The organism is Stutzerimonas balearica DSM 6083 (assembly GCF_000818015.1).
GTDB classification, from domain to species: domain Bacteria; phylum Pseudomonadota; class Gammaproteobacteria; order Pseudomonadales; family Pseudomonadaceae; genus Stutzerimonas; species Stutzerimonas balearica.
On the sequence record NZ_CP007511.1, the window covers coordinates 1,647,873 to 1,666,058 of the forward strand.

Consider the following 18,186-nt stretch of genomic DNA (forward strand, 5'->3'; position numbering starts at 1 on the left):
CGTTAAACTCGGCGCCTGTTTACCTGTTGTGGCGCCGGGCGCCCGGCCCTCTGGAGAGTTCTGCTTTGATGACCGTCGATCTGCACTGCCATAGCACGGCATCCGATGGCACGCTGGCGCCAGCCGCGGTCGTCGCCCGTGCCCAGGCGCAAGGTGTGCGTCTGCTGGCGTTGACTGATCACGACACGCTCGACGGCCTGGCCGAAGCGCGCCAGGCAGCCGATGGCCTGGGGCTCTCGCTGGTCACGGGCATCGAGCTGTCCTGCCTCTGGAACGGGGCTACCATTCATGTGCTGGGCTATGGCTTCGAGCCACAGGCACCGGCGCTGCAACAGGCCGTCGCGGCATTGCACGAGGGGCGCTGGCAGCGGGCGCGCCTGATCGCGCAGCGCCTGGAGAACAAGGGGATGGCCGGCATGCTCGAAGCCGCTCGCGCAATTCAGCAGGAGCTGGGCGACAGCGGCAACGCGCCTGCCCGCCCGCATTTTGCCGAGGCCCTGGTGCGTGCCGGGCATGTGCGTGACCGTGGCGAGGCGTTCCATAAATGGCTCGGGGCGGGCAAGCTTGGCGACGTCAAACAGCACTGGCCGGCGCTGGAGCAGACGGTCTCCACCCTGCTCGACTCCGGTGCCTGGGTGAGCCTCGCGCATCCCTGGCAATACGAGTTCACCCGCAGCAAGCGGCGGCGGCTGGTCATCGCCTTCGCCGAGGCCGGTGGCCACGCGCTGGAGGTATCGAACGGCATGCAGCCGGCCGAGCAGGTTGGCAGCCTGGCGATACTGGCGCGCGAGTTCGGCCTGATGGCAACGGCCGGCAGTGACTTTCACGGGCCGGGGCAATGGTCGGAGCTGGGGCTGTATCGCGCGCTGCCGGATGATCTATCGCCGTTGTGGCGGCATTTTGGCCACAGCCGGCTTTCGGCGGCCGGCTGACAGGGAGTAGCAATGAGTCAGTTCTTTCAGATTCACCCCGACAATCCGCAGCCGCGGCTGATCAAGCAGGCGGTGGAAATCATCCGCAACGGCGGCGTAGTGGTGTATCCGACCGATGCCAGCTATGCCATCGGTTGCGCCATCGGCAACAAGGCGGGCATCGAGCGCATTCGCCGGATTCGTCAGCTGGACGACAAGCACAACTTCACCCTGGCCTGCCGCGATCTGTCCCAGCTCGGCGTCTTCGCCAAGGTCGATACGGCTGCCTTTCGTCTGTTGAAGGCCAACCTTCCCGGGCTCTACACCATCATCCTGCCGGCCACCCGAGAGGTGCCGCGCATGCTGCTGCATCCCAAGCGGCGCACCATCGGTCTGCGCGTGCCGGACAAGCCGATTGCGCAGGCGCTGCTGGCCGAACTGGGTGAGCCGCTGATGAGCGTGAGCCTGATCCTGCCCGGCGAGACACTGCCGATGAGCGATCCCTACGAGATGCGCGACGTGCTCGAGCACCAGGTGGATCTGATCATCGATGGCGGTTACGGTGGTCTCGAAGCCTCGACTGTCATCAGTCTGGTGGACGATCAGCCGGAGGTGCTGCGCGTCGGTGCCGGCGATCCGGCTCCGTTCATGCTGTGACATTCCACATGCAGGCAGTTCGATTAGCGACAAGGACAGCATTTTGAGTTCGATCGATTTTCAGCGGCGCCTGGTTTCGGGCATGCGGCCGACCGGCCCGCTGCACCTGGGCCACTACCATGGAGTGTTGAAGGACTGGACGCGGCTGCAACACGAATACGACTGCTTTTTCTGCCTCGTCGACTGGCACGCACTGACCACGCATTACGAGAGCAGCGCGGACATCAACCGCTACCTGCAGGAGATGGCGATCGACTGGCTGGCTGCCGGTGTAAGCCCCAGTTCCGCCACGCTGTTCGTGCAGTCGCACGTGCCCGAGCATGCCGAGCTGCATCTGCTGCTGTCGATGATCTGCCCGCTTGGCTGGCTCGAGCGCGTGCCGTCCTATCGCGAACTGCAGCAGCGCCTGCAGGGCCGTGAACTCGACACCTATGGCTTTCTGGGTTACCCGCTGCTGCAGGCGGCGGACATCCTGCTCTACCGTGCAGGGCTGGTCCCGGTTGGCGCTGACCAGTTGCCGCACGTCGAGTTCGCGCGTGACATCGCCCGGCGCTTCAACCATCTCTACGGCCGGGAAGAGGATTTCGAGCTCAAGGCCGAGGCGGCAATCCGTCGCCTCGGCAAGAAGGCGTCGCGCCTGTATCTCAGCCTGCGCAAGAGCTACCAGGAGCAGGGTGACGTCGAGGCCCTGAATACCGCGCAGGCGCTGGTCAAGGAGCAGCAGACCATCACCATCGGCGACCGCGAGCGCCTGTATGGCTTTCTCGAGGGCGGCGGCAAGCTGATCCTGCCCGAGCCGCGGGCGGTGCTCAGCGACACGCCGCGATTCACCGGCCTGGATGGCGCCAAGATGTCGAACTCCGGCAGCAACGCCATCTTTCTGCGCGATACGCCGCAGCAGATCGACGAAAAGATCCGGCGCATGCCGACCGATCCGGCGCGTGTTCATCGCGAGGATGCCGGTGAGCCGACGCGCTGCCCGGTATGGCCGATGCACCTGACCCATTCGTCCAGCGATGTCTGCCAATGGGCCGAGCAGGGTTGCCGCAGTGCGGGCATTGGCTGTCTGGAATGCAAGGCGCCGCTGATCGACGCGATCGCCTCCGAGCTGGCACCGCTCCGCGAGCGGGCGCTGGATTACGAACAGAGTCCCGACCTGGTGCGCAGCATTCTTGCCGAAGGTGCCGAGCGCGCGCGTGACGAAGCACGCGACACGCTGGTCGAGGTTCGCCAGGCCATGGGCCTGAACCACCGCTGAGTCGGGCGAGCGCCCGGGAGACCGCATGCAGCAGACGATCGCTACCGATCGGCAGGAGGCCGAGAACGCCGCGCCCGGCGAACAGCTGCGGCTGGCGCTGGTCTACGGCGAGGCCGTTACCGAGCTGCCGCAGGATCTCTACATCCCGCCGGATGCGCTGGAAGTCTTTCTCGAGGCCTTCGAAGGGCCGCTCGACCTGCTGCTCTATCTCATCCGCAAACAGAACATCGATGTACTCGACATCCCCGTCGCCGAGATCACCCGACAGTACATGGGCTATGTCGAGCTGATGAAGTCGGTGCGCCTGGAGCTGGCTGCCGAGTACCTGGTGATGGCGGCGATGCTGGCGGAAATCAAGTCGCGCATGCTGTTGCCGCGGTCCAGCGAGGCACCGGACGAGGAGGAGGACCCGCGCGCCGAACTCATCCGCCGGCTGCAGGAATACGAGCGCTTCAAGGCGGCGGCCGAAGGCCTCGACGACTTGCCGCGTCTCGGTCGCGAATTCCATGTTCCGCGGCTGGACGCACCCGAGGCGAGGGCGCGCAAGCTGCTGCCACAGGTGAGCCTGGAGGAGTTGCTGGTTTCGATGGCCGAAGTGCTGCGCCGTGCCGATATGTTCGAGAGCCACCAGGTGACCCGTGAGGCGCTGTCGACGCGCGAACGCATGAGCCAGGTGCTCGAACGCCTGAAAGGTGGCGGCTTCGTCCCGTTCGTCGAGCTGTTCGCCGTGGAGGAGGGGCGGCTCGGCGTGGTGGTGACCTTCATGGCCGTGCTCGAACTCATCAAGGAATCGCTCGTCGAGCTGGTGCAGAATGAGCCCTTCGCGCCCATCCATGTCCGCAGTCGCAGCGACTGACCAGCCGAGGTAACCGATCGTTGGATCTTTGCGAACCCAAGGAGCTTGCCTCGCTGCTCGAGGCCTTTCTGCTCGCCGCCGGCAAGCCGCTATCACTGGAGCGGCTGGCCGAGTTGTTCGAGGAGGCCGAGCGGCCTTCATCGGCCCAGTTGAAGAAGGCGCTCGAGGTGCTGGAAAGATCCTGTCGCGGGCGGGCCTTCGAACTCAAGGAAGTCGCCAGTGGCTACCGTCTGCAGGTGCGCGAGCGGTTCGCGCCCTGGGTCGGTCGCCTCTGGGAGGAGCGCCCGCAGCGTTACTCGCGCGCGCTGCTGGAAACCCTGGCGTTGATCGCCTATCGCCAGCCGATCACCCGCGGCGAGATCGAGGACATTCGCGGGGTTGCGGTCAACAGCCAGATCATCAAGACCTTGCTCGAGCGCGAGTGGGTGCGCGTGGTTGGTCACCGAGACGTGCCGGGGCGACCGGCGATGTTCGCCACCACCAAGGCATTTCTCGATCACTTCAACCTGAAGAATCTCGATGAGCTGCCTCCGCTGGCCGTGCTCCGTGAGATGGAGCTCGGGCCGCGCACCGTGCTCGAGGATGACGACGCCGCGGTGCCGGCTTCGCTGCAGGCCAGAGCCGACCAGGCTGCGGACGAATCGCCAGCGCAGAGCGAGCGCGAGCAGACCAGTTTCCGCACGCTGCTGGCTGAGCTGGACAACATGGAGACGGGCCTGAAGACCGACTTCGACGACCTTGCGCCGGCGGAACCATCGGCAGACGAGGCGGACGCGGAGCCGGACGGCGATGCCGTTCCGGCCAGCTCTGGCGAGAGCGGCGAGCACCGCTGACGCTGCGTTCATGTGTTCGCGGTCAGAATATCTGCCGCGTTTCCCTGTCGAACTCGCCATGGCGTCGCCGCGCCCGTTCGCCGCTGGCACTGCCCCCGGTGTGCGGGTGCTGCCAGGGTTGTCGGGTGAAGCCGCCGCCTTGGGCGCTCTGGCCTATGGTTAGAGGCAGGCGAATGCAAACGCAGTGCGCCTCGGCGCATCCGGAGCGCGGCCAGCTCGCTTGCCCGACCGATGCGGTTCAAAACCCACGCCTGATGTGCTTTGAAAGCCGCCCTGGCGTTTTTCTTGTTTTAAACAACAAATATGCAAACGAAAGGTGGAAATGCCGCAAGATGGCTGGCAGAATTTTTTAAAAGTTAATAACAAATGCGGAGTCGTGACATGCATCCTCGTGTGCTTGAGGTAACCGAACGGTTGGTCGAACGCAGCCGTCCCACCCGCGAACGCTACCTGGCGATGATGGGAGCGGCTGCCAGCGAAGGGCCGCAGCGAGGCCGTTTGCAGTGCGCCAACTTCGCTCATGGGGTCGCAGGCTGCGCCTCGACGACGGACAAGCAGCGCCTGCGGCTGATGGACGAGGCCAATGTTGCGATCGTGTCGGCCTACAACGACATGCTATCGGCGCACCAGCCGTACGAGCACTTTCCCGAGATCATCAAGCAGGCGCTGCGTGACATCGGTTCGGTCGGCCAGTTCGCCGGCGGGGTGCCGGCCATGTGCGACGGCGTGACCCAGGGCGAGGCCGGGATGGAAATGAGCCTGGCCAGCCGCGAAGTGATCGCGATGGCCACGGCGATCGCGCTGTCGCACAACATGTTCGATGCGGCGTTGTGCCTTGGCATCTGCGACAAGATCGTGCCGGGGTTGCTGATCGGTGCCTTGCGTTTCGGCTTTCTGCCGACCGTATTCGTGCCGGGCGGGCCTATGCCCTCGGGCATCCCGAACAAGGAGAAGGCCGAGGTACGCCAGCTGTTCGCCGAGGGCAAGGCGACCCGCGAGCAGCTGCTCGATTCGGAGATGAAGTCCTACCACAGCCCAGGCACCTGCACCTTCTACGGCACGGCCAACACCAACCAGATGGTGGTGGAAATCATGGGCTTGCAGTTGCCGGGTTCCTCGTTCGTCAATCCGTACACACCGCTGCGCGATGAGCTTACCCGCGAGGCCGCACGCCAGGTTACGCGCATGACCCGGCAGAGCGGCTCCTTCCTGCCGCTGTGCAAGATCATTGACGAGAAGGCGATCATCAACTCGGTGGTGGCGCTCAATGCCACCGGCGGCTCCACCAACCACACGTTGCACTTGCCCGCCATTGCGCAGGCGGCCGGTATCCAGCTCACCTGGCAGGACATGGCTGACCTCTCCGAGGTGGTGCCGACGCTGGCGAAGGTCTACCCCAACGGCAAGGACGATGTGAACCACTTCCACGCCGCAGGGGGGGTGGGTTTCCTCGTGCGGACGCTGCTTGAGGCCGGCCTCCTGCATGAGGACGTCAATACCGTGGCCGGGCATGGCCTGCGTCGCTATACCCGCGAGCCCTACCTCGACGATGGCCGGCTGGCCTGGCGCGAGGGCACCTCGCAGAGCCTGGATGAAAGCATTCTGCGGCCGGCGGACCGACCGTTCTCGCCCGAGGGTGGCCTGCGGGTGATGGTCGGCAATCTTGGCCGCGGTGTCACCAAGGTGTCGGCCGTGGCGCCTGAGCATCAGATCGTCGAAGCGCCGGCGCGGGTGTTCCAGGACCAGGCCGAGCTGGCGGCGGCCTTCAAGGCCGGCGAACTGGAACGCGATTTCGTCGCGGTGGTGCGTTTCCAGGGCCCAAGGGCCAACGGCATGCCGGAACTGCACAAACTCACGCCTTTCCTCGGAGTGCTGCAGGATCGCGGCTTCAAGGTCGCTCTGGTGACCGACGGGCGTATGTCGGGGGCTTCCGGCAAGGTGCCGGCCGCCATTCACGTGTGCCCCGAGGCGATAGACGGTGGCTCACTGGCCAAGGTGCGCGACGGCGACCTGGTGCGCGTCGACGGGGTGAAGGGCACCCTCGACGTGCTGCTCGATGCCTCCGAGTGGGCCGTCCGTGAGGCCGCGCCGGCGCCCGAGGACAAGGGCATTGGTTGCGGTCGCGAGCTGTTCGCCTTCATGCGCGGTGCCTTCAGCACCGCGGAGCGCGGTGCCAGCGCCTTCACCTCCAGCCTGGAGACGCTGAAGTGAAGCTTGGTCTGGTTGGCGACATTGGCGGCACCAATGCCCGGTTCGCGCTGTGGCGCGAGCAGCGGCTCGAAGCGGTACGGGTGCTGGCAACGGCGGATTTCGCCACGCCGCAACAGGCGATCCGTGCCTATCTGGAGGACCTTGGCCAGACGCTTGCCGAGGTCGACGCAGTCTGCCTGGCCTGTGCCGGCCCGGTGCGCGGCGACGAGTTCCGCTTCACCAACAACCACTGGCGGCTGAACCGACCGGATTTCTGTCGTGAGCTCGGCCTCAGCGAACTGCTGCTGATCAACGATTTCTATGCCATGGCACTGGGCATGACTCGGGTACGTCCCGAGGAGCTGACCGAGGTCTGCCCCGGCAGTGCCGATCCCGAGCGCCCCCGGCTGGTGATCGGGCCAGGCACCGGGCTCGGCGTCGGTACCCTGCTGCCACTCGGCGACGGTCTCTGGCGCGCCTTGCCGGGCGAGGGCGGGCATGTCGACCTGCCGATCGGCAGCTTGCGCGAGGCCGAACTCTGGCAGCACCTGCATCGCCAGCAGGGGCATGTCAGTGCGGAGAACATTCTCAGCGGCAGCGGCCTGCTCACGCTTTATCGCGCCAGTTGTGCCCTCGACGGGCGCGAAGCGGTGCTGGCCTCGCCTGCCGAGGTCACCGAGGCCGCGCTGGCCGGCGAGCCCTATGCCCGACAGGTGCTCGAACAGTTCTGCTGCTTCCTCGGCCGCGTCGCCGGCAACAACGTGCTGACGCTGGGCGCGCGAGGCGGGGTCTACATCGCCGGGGGTATGGTGCCGCGCTTCGCGGACTTCTTCCTGGCCAGCGGCTTTGCCCGCTGCCTGCGCGACAAGGGCCTGATGAGCCGCTATTTCGACGACATCCCGGTGTGGCTGGTGCGTGCCGAATATCCCGGGTTGCTGGGTGCCGGCGAAGCACTGCAGCAGGCGATGGAAGGGCGCCAGGCCGGCCTCGCCTGAGTGGGACGCAAGCAACGGGCGGTGGCGGTTCGCCGGCCCGGGGCGGCGCGCTAAGCTACGCGTGTTGTTCATAACAAGAAGGTATGGACGTGAGCCAACCCGTAAAATCCATTCTGCTGGTCGACGACGACCAGGAGATCCGCGAGCTGCTGCAAACCTACCTGAGCCGCGCCGGTTTCCAGGTGCGTACCGTGGGCGATGGCGCCGGCTTTCGCCTGGCACTTCAGGAGCAGCCCGCCGACCTGGTGATCCTCGATGTGATGCTCCCCGACGAAGACGGCTTCAGCCTCTGCCGCTGGGTGCGCGAACATCAGCGTCTGGCGCAGATGCCGGTGATCATGCTGACCGCAAGCTCCGACGAGGCCGACCGGGTGATCGGCCTGGAGCTGGGCGCCGACGACTACCTCGGCAAGCCGTTCAGCCCGCGCGAGCTGCTGGCGCGGATCAAGGCGCTGCTGCGCCGCGCCCAGTTCGCCCAGGAGCGGCCGGCCGGCGATGTCCTGGCTTTCGATGACTGGCGCCTCGACCTGGTCAGCCATCGGCTGCATCACCTGGATGGCGAGGAGGTATTTCTCTCCGGCGCCGACTTCGCCCTGCTCAAGCTGTTTCTCGACCATCCCATGCAGATCCTCGATCGCGACACCATCGGCAACGCGACCCGTGGCCGGGAAGTGATGCCGCTCGAGCGCATCGTTGACATGGCGGTCAGCCGTTTGCGCCAGCGCCTGCGCGATACCGGCAAGGCACCCCGGCTGATCCGTACCGTGCGTGGCTCGGGTTATCTGCTGGCGGCGCAGGTGGTGCCATGCGGCGACGGGCAGCGCGCGTGAGCGGGGAGCAGGCGAGCGCCGAGCCGAGCAGGCGGCGCTGGCGGCTGCCGGTGCCGCGCTCGCTGCTCGGCCGGATGTTGCTGCTGACCCTGCTGGTGGTGCTGTTGGCCCAGGCGTTGTCGAGCGTGATCTGGGTGTCGCAGTTACGGGCCAGCCAGATGGAGGGCCTGCTCACCGCTGCCCGGAGCCTGGCGCATTCCATGGCCGCGAGCGTCAGCTACTTCCGCTCCCTGCCGCTGGGCTATCGCCCGCTGGTGCTCGATCAGTTACGCAGCATGGGTGGCACGCGCTTCTTCGTTTCGCTCAACGAGCGCCCGCTGAACATGCAGGTGCTGCCCGAGACGCCACGCAAACGGGCCGTGCTGCAGGCGGTGGAAGGCGCCTTGCGCCAGCGCCTGGGCAAGGCGATCGACCTCTCGGTGCAGTTCGTCAGCCCCGACGACCTGCGAATCTTCAATGGCGAGATCAGCCTGGACGAACTGCCCCGCTCCTGGGCGCACTACGCACTGAGTCTCGAACCGCTGGACCCACCGGTGCTGGTGACGCAAATCCAGATCGCCGACAACGAGTGGCTGTACCTGGCCTCGCTGATGCCGGCGCCTTACGTCAGCCTGGAGCAGGAGGGGTTGCCGGCGCAGCAGATCGGCTTCATCGTCCTGACCAGCAGCTTTCTGCTGTTGTTCATCGGTCTTTTGGTGCACTGGCAGAGTCGCCCGCTCAAGCGCCTGGCACGGGCGGCGCGGGAGATGTCGCTGGGCAGCGAAGTGGAGCCGCTGCCCGAGCATGGCGGCAGCGAGGTGGTGGAGGTGAGCCGCGCGTTCAACAGCATGCGCGAGCGCATCGGCCGCTACCTGAACGAGCGCAGCCAATTGTTCAGCGCCATCTCCCACGACCTGCGCACGCCGATCACCCGCCTGCGCCTGCGCGTGGAGCTGCTGGAGGACGAGGCGCTGCAGGCCAAGTTCGGCCGCGATCTGGATGAACTCGAGCTGCTGGTCAAGGGCGCGCTGCAGTGCGTCAAGGACACCGATATCCACGAGAACATCGAGCCGGTCGACCTCAACCTGCTGCTCGATACCGTCACCGAACCCTATCTGGCACCCGCCGGCAATGGCCGGGTGACCCTGGAGGGCAGGGCGGTGGCGCCCTATCCCGGCAAACCGCTGGCGCTCAAGCGCTGTATTGGCAACCTGCTGGACAACGCACTCAAATACGGCGAGCGCGCGCATCTGCGTATCGAAGACGACGGGCGACTGTTCACCCTGCATGTCGATGATGAGGGGCCGGGCGTACCCGAGCAGCGTCTGGAGAAGATCTTCGAGCCGCACTTCCGGCTGGCGGCGCAGCAGCAGGGCTACGGTCTGGGGCTGGGCATCGCACGCAACATCGCGCACGCCCACGGCGGCGAGGTGAGCCTGCAGAACCTGCGTGAGGGCGGCCTGCGGGTGACCTTGGCGCTGCCGCGGTGACCCGACCTGCATGAATGTAACGAGCCTGTGACCAACTCCCGCCCCTTCGTTACCCGAGCGCGCAGCGGGCGTGCCTAGAATCCAGGCAACGCAAGCATCGACTTGCCTCGGATAACAACAAGAAAGGACCAAGCAATGAAAGCGATCACCCGTCTTGCCGCTGCCGTTTCCCTGGCGTCCCTCCTGCCGTTCGCTGCCCATGCCGGCGAAGTCGAAGTGCTTCACTGGTGGACGTCCGGCGGCGAGAAGCGCGCGGCCGACACCCTCAAGCAACTGGTCGAAGACCAGGGCCACACCTGGAAGGATTTCGCCGTCGCCGGCGGTGGCGGCGAAGCGGCCATGACCGTGCTGAAGACCCGCGCGGTATCCGGCAACCCGCCGGCCGCGGCCCAGATCAAGGGGCCGGATATCCAGGAGTGGGGCGAACTGGGCCTGCTCACCGAACTGGACGACGTCGCCCGGGAAAACAACTGGGACGAGATCCTGCCGAAGCAGATCGCCGGCATCATGAAGTACGACGGCGCCTATGTGGCCGTGCCCGTCAACGTACATCGCGTCAACTGGCTGTGGATCAACCCCGAGGTGTTCGCCAAGGCCGGTGCGAAGCCTCCAAAGACGCTCGACGAATTCTTCGCTGCCGCCGACAAGCTCCAGGCGGCCGGCTTCGTGCCCATCGCCCATGGTGGCCAGCCCTGGCAGGACGGCACCGTGTTCGAGGACATCGTGCTCAGCGTCCTCGGCCCGCAGGACTACCACAAGGCGTTCGTCGAACTCGACCGCCAGACGCTCACCGGCGACAAGATGGTCGAGGCCTTCGCGGCGCTGAAGAAGCTGCGTGGCTATATCGATGCCGATGCCGCCGGGCGCGACTGGAACGCGGCCACCGTCATGGTGATCAACGGCAAGGCCGGCATGCAGATCATGGGCGACTGGGCCAAGAGCGAGTGGACCGCGGCGAACAAGGTGGCCGGCAAGGACTATCAGTGCCTGCCGTTCCCTGGAACCCAGGGCAGCTTCGCCTTCAACGTCGACTCGCTGGCGATGTTCAAGCTGAACGATGCAGAAGATCGCAAGGCCCAGCAGGACCTGGCGCGAACCGTGCTCGGCTCGAAGTTCCAGCAGTTCTTCAACCAGAACAAGGGTTCGATCCCGGTGCGTCTGGACGAGGACATGAGCGCCTTTGACAGCTGCGCCCAACAGTCGATGGCCGACTTCAAGGAGGCGGCGAAGGGGCCTGGCCTGCAGCCGAGCCTGGCGCACGGCATGGCCGCTTCCAGCTACGTGCAGGGCGCGGTGTTCGACGTGGTGACCAACTTCTTCAACGATCCGGACGCCGATCCGGCGAAGGCCGTGCAGCAACTGGCGGCCGCCATCCAGGCCGTCCAGTAAGCACAGGGCCGCCTGGCGCGGCCCCATCCCCCCTGGCTTTCACCCGGTGCCCCAGGCGCCACGGCGACCTGCACTCGAAAGAAAGCCAGCGGGACGACATTCACTTCACCGGAGCGGCTTCCATGAGCTCAACCGCTGTCTTCGCCAAGGCCTCGCCGCTCGATGCGCTGCAGAACTGGCTGCCCAGGCTGGTGCTCGCACCGAGCATGCTGATCGTGCTGGTCGGCTTCTATGGCTACATCTTCTGGACCTTCGTCCTGTCGTTCACCAACTCGCGCTTCATGCCGAGCTACAAGTGGGTCGGGCTCGAGCAATACCTGCGGCTGTGGGAAAACGACCGCTGGTGGGTGGCCAGCAAGAACCTGCTGGCATTCGGCGGGCTGTTCATCGCCATCAGCCTGGCGATCGGCGTGCTGCTGGCTGTGCTGCTCGACCAGCGTATCCGCCGCGAAGGCTTCATCCGCACCGTCTACCTGTACCCCATGGCCCTGTCGATGATCGTCACCGGGACGGCCTGGAAATGGCTGCTCAACCCGGGCCTGGGCCTGGACAAGCTGCTGCGCGACTGGGGCTGGGAAGGCTTTCGCTTCGACTGGCTGGTGGACCCGGATCGGGTCGTCTACTGCCTGGTGATTGCCGCGGTATGGCAAGCCTCCGGTTTCGTCATGGCGCTGTTTCTCGCCGGGCTGCGCGGGGTCGACCAGTCGATCGTGCGCGCCGCGCAGGTCGACGGCGCCAGCCTGCCGAGCATCTATCTGCGCATCGTGCTGCCGAGCCTGCGCCCGGTGTTCTTCAGCGCGCTGATGATCCTTGCCCACATCGCCATCAAGAGCTTCGACCTGGTCGCGGCGATGACGGCCGGCGGCCCCGGCTACGCCTCCGACCTGCCGGCGATGTTCATGTACGCCCACACCTTCACCCGGGGCCAGATGGGCCTGGGGGCGGCGAGCGCAATGCTCATGCTTGGCGCCGTGCTGGCCATCATCGTGCCCTACCTGTATTCGGAACTGAGGAACAAGCGCCATGACTAGTGTCGTCGGGCACAAGCCCTTCAGCCCCAGCCGCCTGATGATCCATGCAACCCTGCTGCTGGCCTGTGCGGTCTATCTGGTTCCGCTGGTGGTCATGCTGCTGACCAGCTTCAAGACCCCGGCCGACATCCGTGCTGGCAATCTGCTGTCGTTGCCGGAGGCCTTTACCCTGGCCGGCTGGATCAGCGCCTGGGACAGCGTCGGCGGCTATTTCTGGAACTCGGTGAAGATTGCCGTGCCGGCGGTGGTCATCTCTACGCTGTTGGGCGCGCTGAACGGCTACGTGTTGTCGATGTGGCGCTTCCGTGGCTCGCAGCTGTTCTTCGGCCTGCTGCTGTTCGGCTGCTTCCTGCCGTTCCAGGTGATCCTGCTGCCGGCGTCATTCACCCTCGGCAAGCTGGGCCTGGCCAACACCACCGCGGGGCTGGTGCTGGTTCACGTGGTCTATGGCCTGGCCTTCACCACGCTGTTCTTCCGCAACTTCTACGTGAGCATTCCCGATGCCCTGGTACGTGCCGCGCGGCTGGATGGCGCGGGGTTCTTCACCATCTTCGGGCGCATCCTGCTGCCGATGTCGGTGCCGACGATCATGGTCTGCCTGATCTGGCAGTTCACTCAGATCTGGAACGACTTCCTGTTCGGTGTGGTGTTCGCCAGCGGTGACAGCCAGCCGATCACGGTGGCGCTGAACAACCTGGTCAACACCAGCACCGGAGCCAAGCAATACAACGTCGATATGGCCGCCGCGATGATCGCCGGCCTCCCCACGCTGGTCGTCTATGTGCTGGCCGGCAAGTACTTCCTGCGCGGCCTAACGGCCGGCGCGGTCAAAGGTTGAGGAAACGGACCATGGCATCCCTCGAATTGTGCAACGTCAACAAGCGCTACGCCGCCGGTCTGCCGGACACGCTCAAACACATCGACCTGAAGATCGACTCCGGCGAGTTCCTGATCCTGGTCGGGCCGTCCGGCTGCGGCAAATCCACACTGATGAACTGCATTGCCGGGCTGGAAGACATCAGCGGTGGCGAGATTCTCGTCGAAGGGCAGGACATCAGCGGCATGAGCCCGAAGGATCGGGACATCGCCATGGTGTTCCAGTCCTACGCGCTGTACCCGACGATGAACGTGCGCGACAACATCGCCTTCGGCCTGAAGATGCGCAAGGTGCCGCAGGAGCGGATCGATGAGGAGGTGGCGCGGGTCGCCAAGCTGCTGCAGATCGAACACCTGCTCATGCGCAAGCCCTCGCAGCTCTCCGGTGGCCAGCAGCAACGGGTGGCGATGGGCCGGGCGCTGGCGCGGCGGCCGAAGATCTACCTGTTCGACGAGCCGCTGTCGAACCTCGATGCCAAGTTGCGCGTGGAGATGCGCACCGAAATCAAGCTCATGCACCAGCGGCTGAAGACCACCACGGTTTACGTGACCCACGATCAGATCGAGGCGATGACCCTCGGTGACAAGGTGGCGGTGATGAAGGACGGCATCGTCCAGCAGTTCGGTACACCGCAGCAGATCTACAACGACCCGGCCAACCTGTTCGTTGCCAGCTTCATCGGTTCGCCGCCGATGAACTTCATCCCGCTGCGTCTGCAGTGCCAGGGCGGCCAATGGCTGGCGATGCTCGAGAGTGCCGCCGGGGCTTCGGCCAAGACGGCGTGCGAACTGCCGCTTATGGTGGCCGACGCGGCCGAACTCGATGGCCGCGAGGTGATCCTGGGCGTGCGCCCCGAACAGATTCTGGTCGGCCAGGGTGATGCGACGCTGCCAGCCGTACGTGCCGAGGTCGAGGTGATCGAGCCGACCGGGCCCGACACGCTGGCCTTCGTCACGCTCAATGAAACCAAGGTCTGCTGCCGCATGGCGCCGGACGCGGCGCCGCAGGTCGGCCAGTGCCTGACGCTGCAGTTCGATCCGGCCAAGGTGCTGCTGTTCGATGCGCACAGTGGCGAACGGTTGGGTGCACAGGCGGCAGGCCGCCCGCACAATGTGGCGCTGTTCAAGAGCCGTTGAGTGCGGGTTGGCAAAAAATGCGGCCAGCCGCTCTACGGCGGGATAACCGTCACGGCCGGAGGGTCGTAGCAGTAACGTCGAGAACAATAACAACAGTGGGAGTGAACGATGAAAACAACAACAACGGTTGGTTTGGCGCTGTCGCTCGGCGCGCTGGCGCTGCCGGGAACCACCCTGGCGCTCGACTTCACCGGCTACCTGCGTAGCGGGGTGGGCGGCTCCACCGAGGGCGGAACCCAGTCCTGCTTCCAGCTACCCGGTGCGCAGACCAAGTACCGCCTGGGTAACGAATGCGAACAGTACGCCGAATTGGACCTGCGACAGGACCTGTTCACCTTTGCCGACGGTTCGGTGCTGAGCCTGGAGGGCATGGCCGCGCTGTACAACGGGTACGGTCATACGCCGGAATTCACCGGCGACCATGGCTGGGCGCGAATGGTCCAGGCCTATGCCGAGTGGAGCAAGGTGCCGGCGCTGAACAATGGTTCGCTGTGGGCCGGGCGGCGGTTCTACAAGCGTAACGACATCCACATCTCCGACTTCTACTACTGGAACCAGAGCGCTACCGGCGCCGGTATCGAGGACTTCGAATATGGCGGCCTGAAGTACAGCTACGCGTTCTCGCGCAAGGACAACGTGTTCCAGAAGAATTACGTCAACCGGCACGACTTCAACGTCGGCGGCTTCGACAGCAATCCCGGCGGGGAGCTGGAGTTCGGCGTCAGTTACATCGACAAGCCCGATCGCACCGACGCGCATAGCGGCTGGGCCGTCACCGTGCAGCACAAGCAGGACGGTTTTCTCGGCGGTGGCAACACCTTCGCCGTGCAATACGGCCGCGGGCCGGGGACGGGCCTCGGCTATACCGGCGATGTCACCCTGGACAACAGCGCCAAGAGCTGGCGTGTCGTCGAATATTTCGACTGGCAGACCACGTCCCGTTTCGGCGGCCAGTTCCAGGTGGTCTACCAGAAGGACACGCGTGACGATGGCGCCGACCAGGACTGGCTGTCGATCGGCGTGCGCCCTTCGTATGCGATCAGCGAGCAGTTCAAGCTGGTCACCGAGCTGGGGCACGATCAGGTCGATGCGAGCGACGGCACACGCAAGCTGACCAAGTTCACCATCGCACCGACCTGGTCGCCGACCGGCCCGGGGTTCTGGGCGCGCCCGGAAATCCGGCTCTATTACACCTATGCGAGCTGGAACAAGGCCGCGCAGGTTGCTGCCAGCCAGATGGACCCGGGCTCGACCCTGTCCGACAGCGGTACCTTTGGCAGTGCACGGCACGGCTCCAACTTCGGCGTGCAGGTCGAACACTGGTGGTAGCCGCACAGCCTGGCCTCCGCAGCCGGCGGGGCCAGGCTGTTTCCTGGCGAATCTGCCGCGGCGTCATGTCCTTGGCGCCGCCTTGCGTCGGCCTGCCTGCTCTGCGGGACGAACTGCGCCTCTGTTCGGGAGATTTCCCGAAATAACCCTGTCTGTTCTATACGATGGCTGTTGCGCGCCGTCCCGACGCCGGGTCGCTGTGCGACAGCTGGCTGTTATCTTTGAATGCCATGGTCAGTAGAACGCCTCTGATGCCTGCGATAACTGTCGATCCCTGTACCTTTGCCCTGTTCGGTGCGCTTGGCGACCTGGCGCTACGCAAGCTGTTCCCGGCGCTCTATCAACTTGACCGGGCTGGCTTGCTGCATGCCGATACGCGCATCCTGGCCCTGGCGCGCGACCCGGGCGATGAAGGCGGCCATCTGGCCTTCATTGACGAACATCTGCGGCGCCATGTACCTGCCAGGGAAATAGACGAAGAGGTGCTGCAGCGCTTTCGTGCGCGGTTGAGCTTTCTGCGGATGGACTTCCGCGATGCCCAGAGCTACGTGGCGTTGGCCGAGCGTGTCGGCGCCGGCCCAACGCTCATCGCCTATTTCGCTACCCCGGCCTCGGTGTACGGGATGATCTGCCAGCATCTCGCAGCGGTCGGTCTGGCCGAGCATGCCCGGGTGGTGCTGGAGAAGCCCATCGGCCACGACCTGGCGTCGTCGCGTGTCGTCAATGAAGCGGTGGCGCAGTATTTTCCCGAGAGCCGCGTCTATCGGATCGACCATTACCTGGGCAAGGAAACGGTGCAGAACCTGATTGCTCTGCGCTTTGCCAACAGTCTTTTCGAGACGCAGTGGAATCAGCACCACATTTCCCATGTCGAGATCACCGTCGCCGAGACCGTTGGCATCGAGGGGCGTTGGGGCTATTTCGACCAGGCTGGCCAGTTGCGCGACATGGTGCAGAACCACCTGTTGCAGCTGCTCTGCCTGATCGCCATGGACCCGCCGAGCAACCTTACCGCCGACAGCATCCGCGACGAGAAGGTCAAGGTCCTCAAGGCACTCGCGCCGATTACTCCCGAGCTGCTCGGGCAACGCGTCGTTCGCGGCCAGTACGCTGCCGGCATCGCCGGGGGCAGGGCGGTGCCCGGCTACCTCGAAGAGGAAAACTCGAACGCCCAGAGCAGCACCGAGACCTTTGTCGCGCTGCGTGCGGACATCTGCAACTGGCGCTGGTCCGGCGTCCCGTTCTACCTGCGCACCGGCAAGCGCATGGCGCAGAAGCTGTCGCAGATCGTCATCCATTTCAAGGAGCCGCCGTTCTACATCTTCGCGCCCGAGCAGCGCTCGCTCATCAGCAATCGTCTGATCATCCGCCTGCAGCCGGACGAAGGCATCTCGCTGCAGGTGATGACCAAGGAGCAGGGGCTGGACAAGGGCATGCACCTGCGCAGTGGCCCGCTGCAACTGAACTTTTCCGAGACGTACAAGAGCGCGCGCATCCCTGACGCCTACGAGCGCCTGTTGCTCGAAGTGATGCAGGGCAACCAGAACCTGTTCGTGCGGCGGGACGAAGTCGAGTACGCCTGGCAATGGTGCGATCAGCTGATCGACGGCTGGACCCGTCTGGGCGACAGTCTCAAGCTCTATCCGGCCGGCTCCTGGGGGCCGGTCGCTTCGATTGCCCTGATTACTCGTGACGGGAGGTCCTGGTATGGCGATCTCTGAACTCGATCTACCCACCGGTGTGGTGGCGCACAGCCTGGCCGACGCGAAACGAATGGCCGAGGTGATGGCCGATGGCGTGGCCAAGGTGCTCGACTATGCGGTGCACACCCATGGGATTGCGAGCCTGGCGGTTTCCGGCGGCCGCAGCCCGATTCCATTCTTCGAGGCGCTGTCGCGCCGCGAGCTCGACTGGAGTCGCGTGCAGGTCACCCTCGCGGACGAGCGCTGGGTGCCACCGAGCGACGAGGCCAGCAACGAAGCGCTGGTGCGCCGCTATCTGCTGCAGGGGCCGGCTGCACAGGCGCAATTCCTAGGGCTTTACAGCCCGGCCGATACGCTCGCTGAAGCGGCCCGCCACGCGGCTGAAGTGCTCACCGGCCTGGCCCAGCCCATCGACGTGCTGGTGCTGGGCATGGGTGAAGACGGTCATACCGCCTCGCTGTTTCCCGGCAGTGACAACCTGGCGCACGCCCTGCGCGATGATTGCCCCGAGCCCTGTGTACCGATGCGCGCGCCCAGCGCGCCGCATGAGCGGCTGAGCCTGTCGTACCCCATCCTGGCCAGCGCGCGGACGCAGTACCTGGCCATCCAGGGGCTGGCCAAGCTGGACACCCTGCGTGATGCACTCTCGGCCGATGCCTTGCAGATGCCGATCCGTGCGTTCATCCATTCCCCCCTGGAAATCTACTGGTGCCCTTGAGGCC

16 protein-coding genes are annotated in these 18,186 nt (G+C 65.3%); all 16 read left to right on the forward strand.

What is annotated here, in order from left to right:
• Positions 1-68: 68 nt before the first annotated feature.
• The 16 genes from CL52_RS07605 (at position 69) to pgl (ending at position 18,182) form a co-directional block, all read left to right on the forward strand.
• Complete coding sequence (locus CL52_RS07605) at positions 69-932, forward strand: PHP domain-containing protein (RefSeq protein WP_043219559.1); 864 nt, start codon at positions 69-71, stop codon at positions 930-932.
• A 12-nt stretch (positions 933-944) separates the two neighbouring features.
• Entirely contained in the window at positions 945-1,568 is a 624-nt protein-coding gene (locus CL52_RS07610) for an L-threonylcarbamoyladenylate synthase (protein WP_041105959.1), read from the forward strand.
• A gap of 43 nt (positions 1,569-1,611) precedes the next feature.
• Positions 1,612-2,826, forward strand: a complete 1,215-nt coding sequence (locus CL52_RS07615; protein WP_041105957.1) for a tryptophan--tRNA ligase — start codon at positions 1,612-1,614, stop codon at positions 2,824-2,826.
• Between the two features lie 25 nt (positions 2,827-2,851).
• Entirely contained in the window at positions 2,852-3,682 is an 831-nt protein-coding gene (locus CL52_RS07620) for a segregation and condensation protein A (protein ID WP_041105955.1), read from the forward strand.
• Positions 3,683-3,702: 20 nt separating this feature from the next.
• Positions 3,703-4,515, forward strand: coding sequence for an SMC-Scp complex subunit ScpB (scpB, locus tag CL52_RS07625; protein ID WP_043219563.1), 813 nt, complete (start codon positions 3,703-3,705; stop codon positions 4,513-4,515).
• A 381-nt stretch (positions 4,516-4,896) separates the two neighbouring features.
• Positions 4,897-6,726 (forward strand): phosphogluconate dehydratase, encoded by a 1,830-nt coding sequence (edd, locus tag CL52_RS07630; protein ID WP_043219567.1) that lies wholly within the window; start codon positions 4,897-4,899, stop codon positions 6,724-6,726.
• Positions 6,723-7,700, forward strand: coding sequence for a glucokinase (locus CL52_RS07635; RefSeq protein ID WP_043219570.1), 978 nt, complete (start codon positions 6,723-6,725; stop codon positions 7,698-7,700). Before edd ends, CL52_RS07635 begins: the two co-directional genes overlap by 4 nt.
• A gap of 89 nt (positions 7,701-7,789) precedes the next feature.
• The gene (locus CL52_RS07640) at positions 7,790-8,530 is read left to right on the forward strand and encodes a response regulator (RefSeq protein ID WP_043223004.1); all 741 of its coding nucleotides are present in this window, start codon (positions 7,790-7,792) and stop codon (positions 8,528-8,530) included.
• Positions 8,531-8,604: 74 nt separating this feature from the next.
• Complete coding sequence (locus CL52_RS07645) at positions 8,605-9,999, forward strand: ATP-binding protein (RefSeq protein ID WP_234458722.1); 1,395 nt, start codon at positions 8,605-8,607, stop codon at positions 9,997-9,999.
• 135 nt (positions 10,000-10,134) lie between these two features.
• Positions 10,135-11,388: an ABC transporter substrate-binding protein gene (locus CL52_RS07650; RefSeq protein ID WP_043219572.1), complete on the forward strand. Its 1,254-nt coding sequence runs from the start codon at positions 10,135-10,137 to the stop codon at positions 11,386-11,388.
• A 122-nt stretch (positions 11,389-11,510) separates the two neighbouring features.
• Positions 11,511-12,419 (forward strand): carbohydrate ABC transporter permease, encoded by a 909-nt coding sequence (locus tag CL52_RS07655; protein ID WP_043219575.1) that lies wholly within the window; start codon positions 11,511-11,513, stop codon positions 12,417-12,419.
• Complete coding sequence (locus CL52_RS07660) at positions 12,412-13,257, forward strand: carbohydrate ABC transporter permease (RefSeq protein WP_041105941.1); 846 nt, start codon at positions 12,412-12,414, stop codon at positions 13,255-13,257. The genes CL52_RS07655 and CL52_RS07660 overlap by 8 nt, the downstream gene beginning before the upstream one ends.
• Before the next feature lie 11 nt (positions 13,258-13,268).
• Positions 13,269-14,432, forward strand: coding sequence for an ABC transporter ATP-binding protein (locus tag CL52_RS07665; RefSeq protein WP_043219577.1), 1,164 nt, complete (start codon positions 13,269-13,271; stop codon positions 14,430-14,432).
• A 108-nt stretch (positions 14,433-14,540) separates the two neighbouring features.
• A complete protein-coding gene (locus CL52_RS07670) occupies positions 14,541-15,761 on the forward strand; it encodes a maltoporin (RefSeq protein ID WP_043219579.1) in 1,221 nt (406 codons plus the stop codon).
• A 251-nt stretch (positions 15,762-16,012) separates the two neighbouring features.
• Entirely contained in the window at positions 16,013-17,482 is a 1,470-nt protein-coding gene (gene zwf / locus CL52_RS07675; RefSeq protein WP_043219582.1) for a glucose-6-phosphate dehydrogenase, read from the forward strand.
• Entirely contained in the window at positions 17,469-18,182 is a 714-nt protein-coding gene (gene pgl, locus CL52_RS07680; RefSeq protein ID WP_043219584.1) for a 6-phosphogluconolactonase, read from the forward strand. Before zwf ends, pgl begins: the two co-directional genes overlap by 14 nt.
• Positions 18,183-18,186 lie beyond the last annotated feature (4 nt).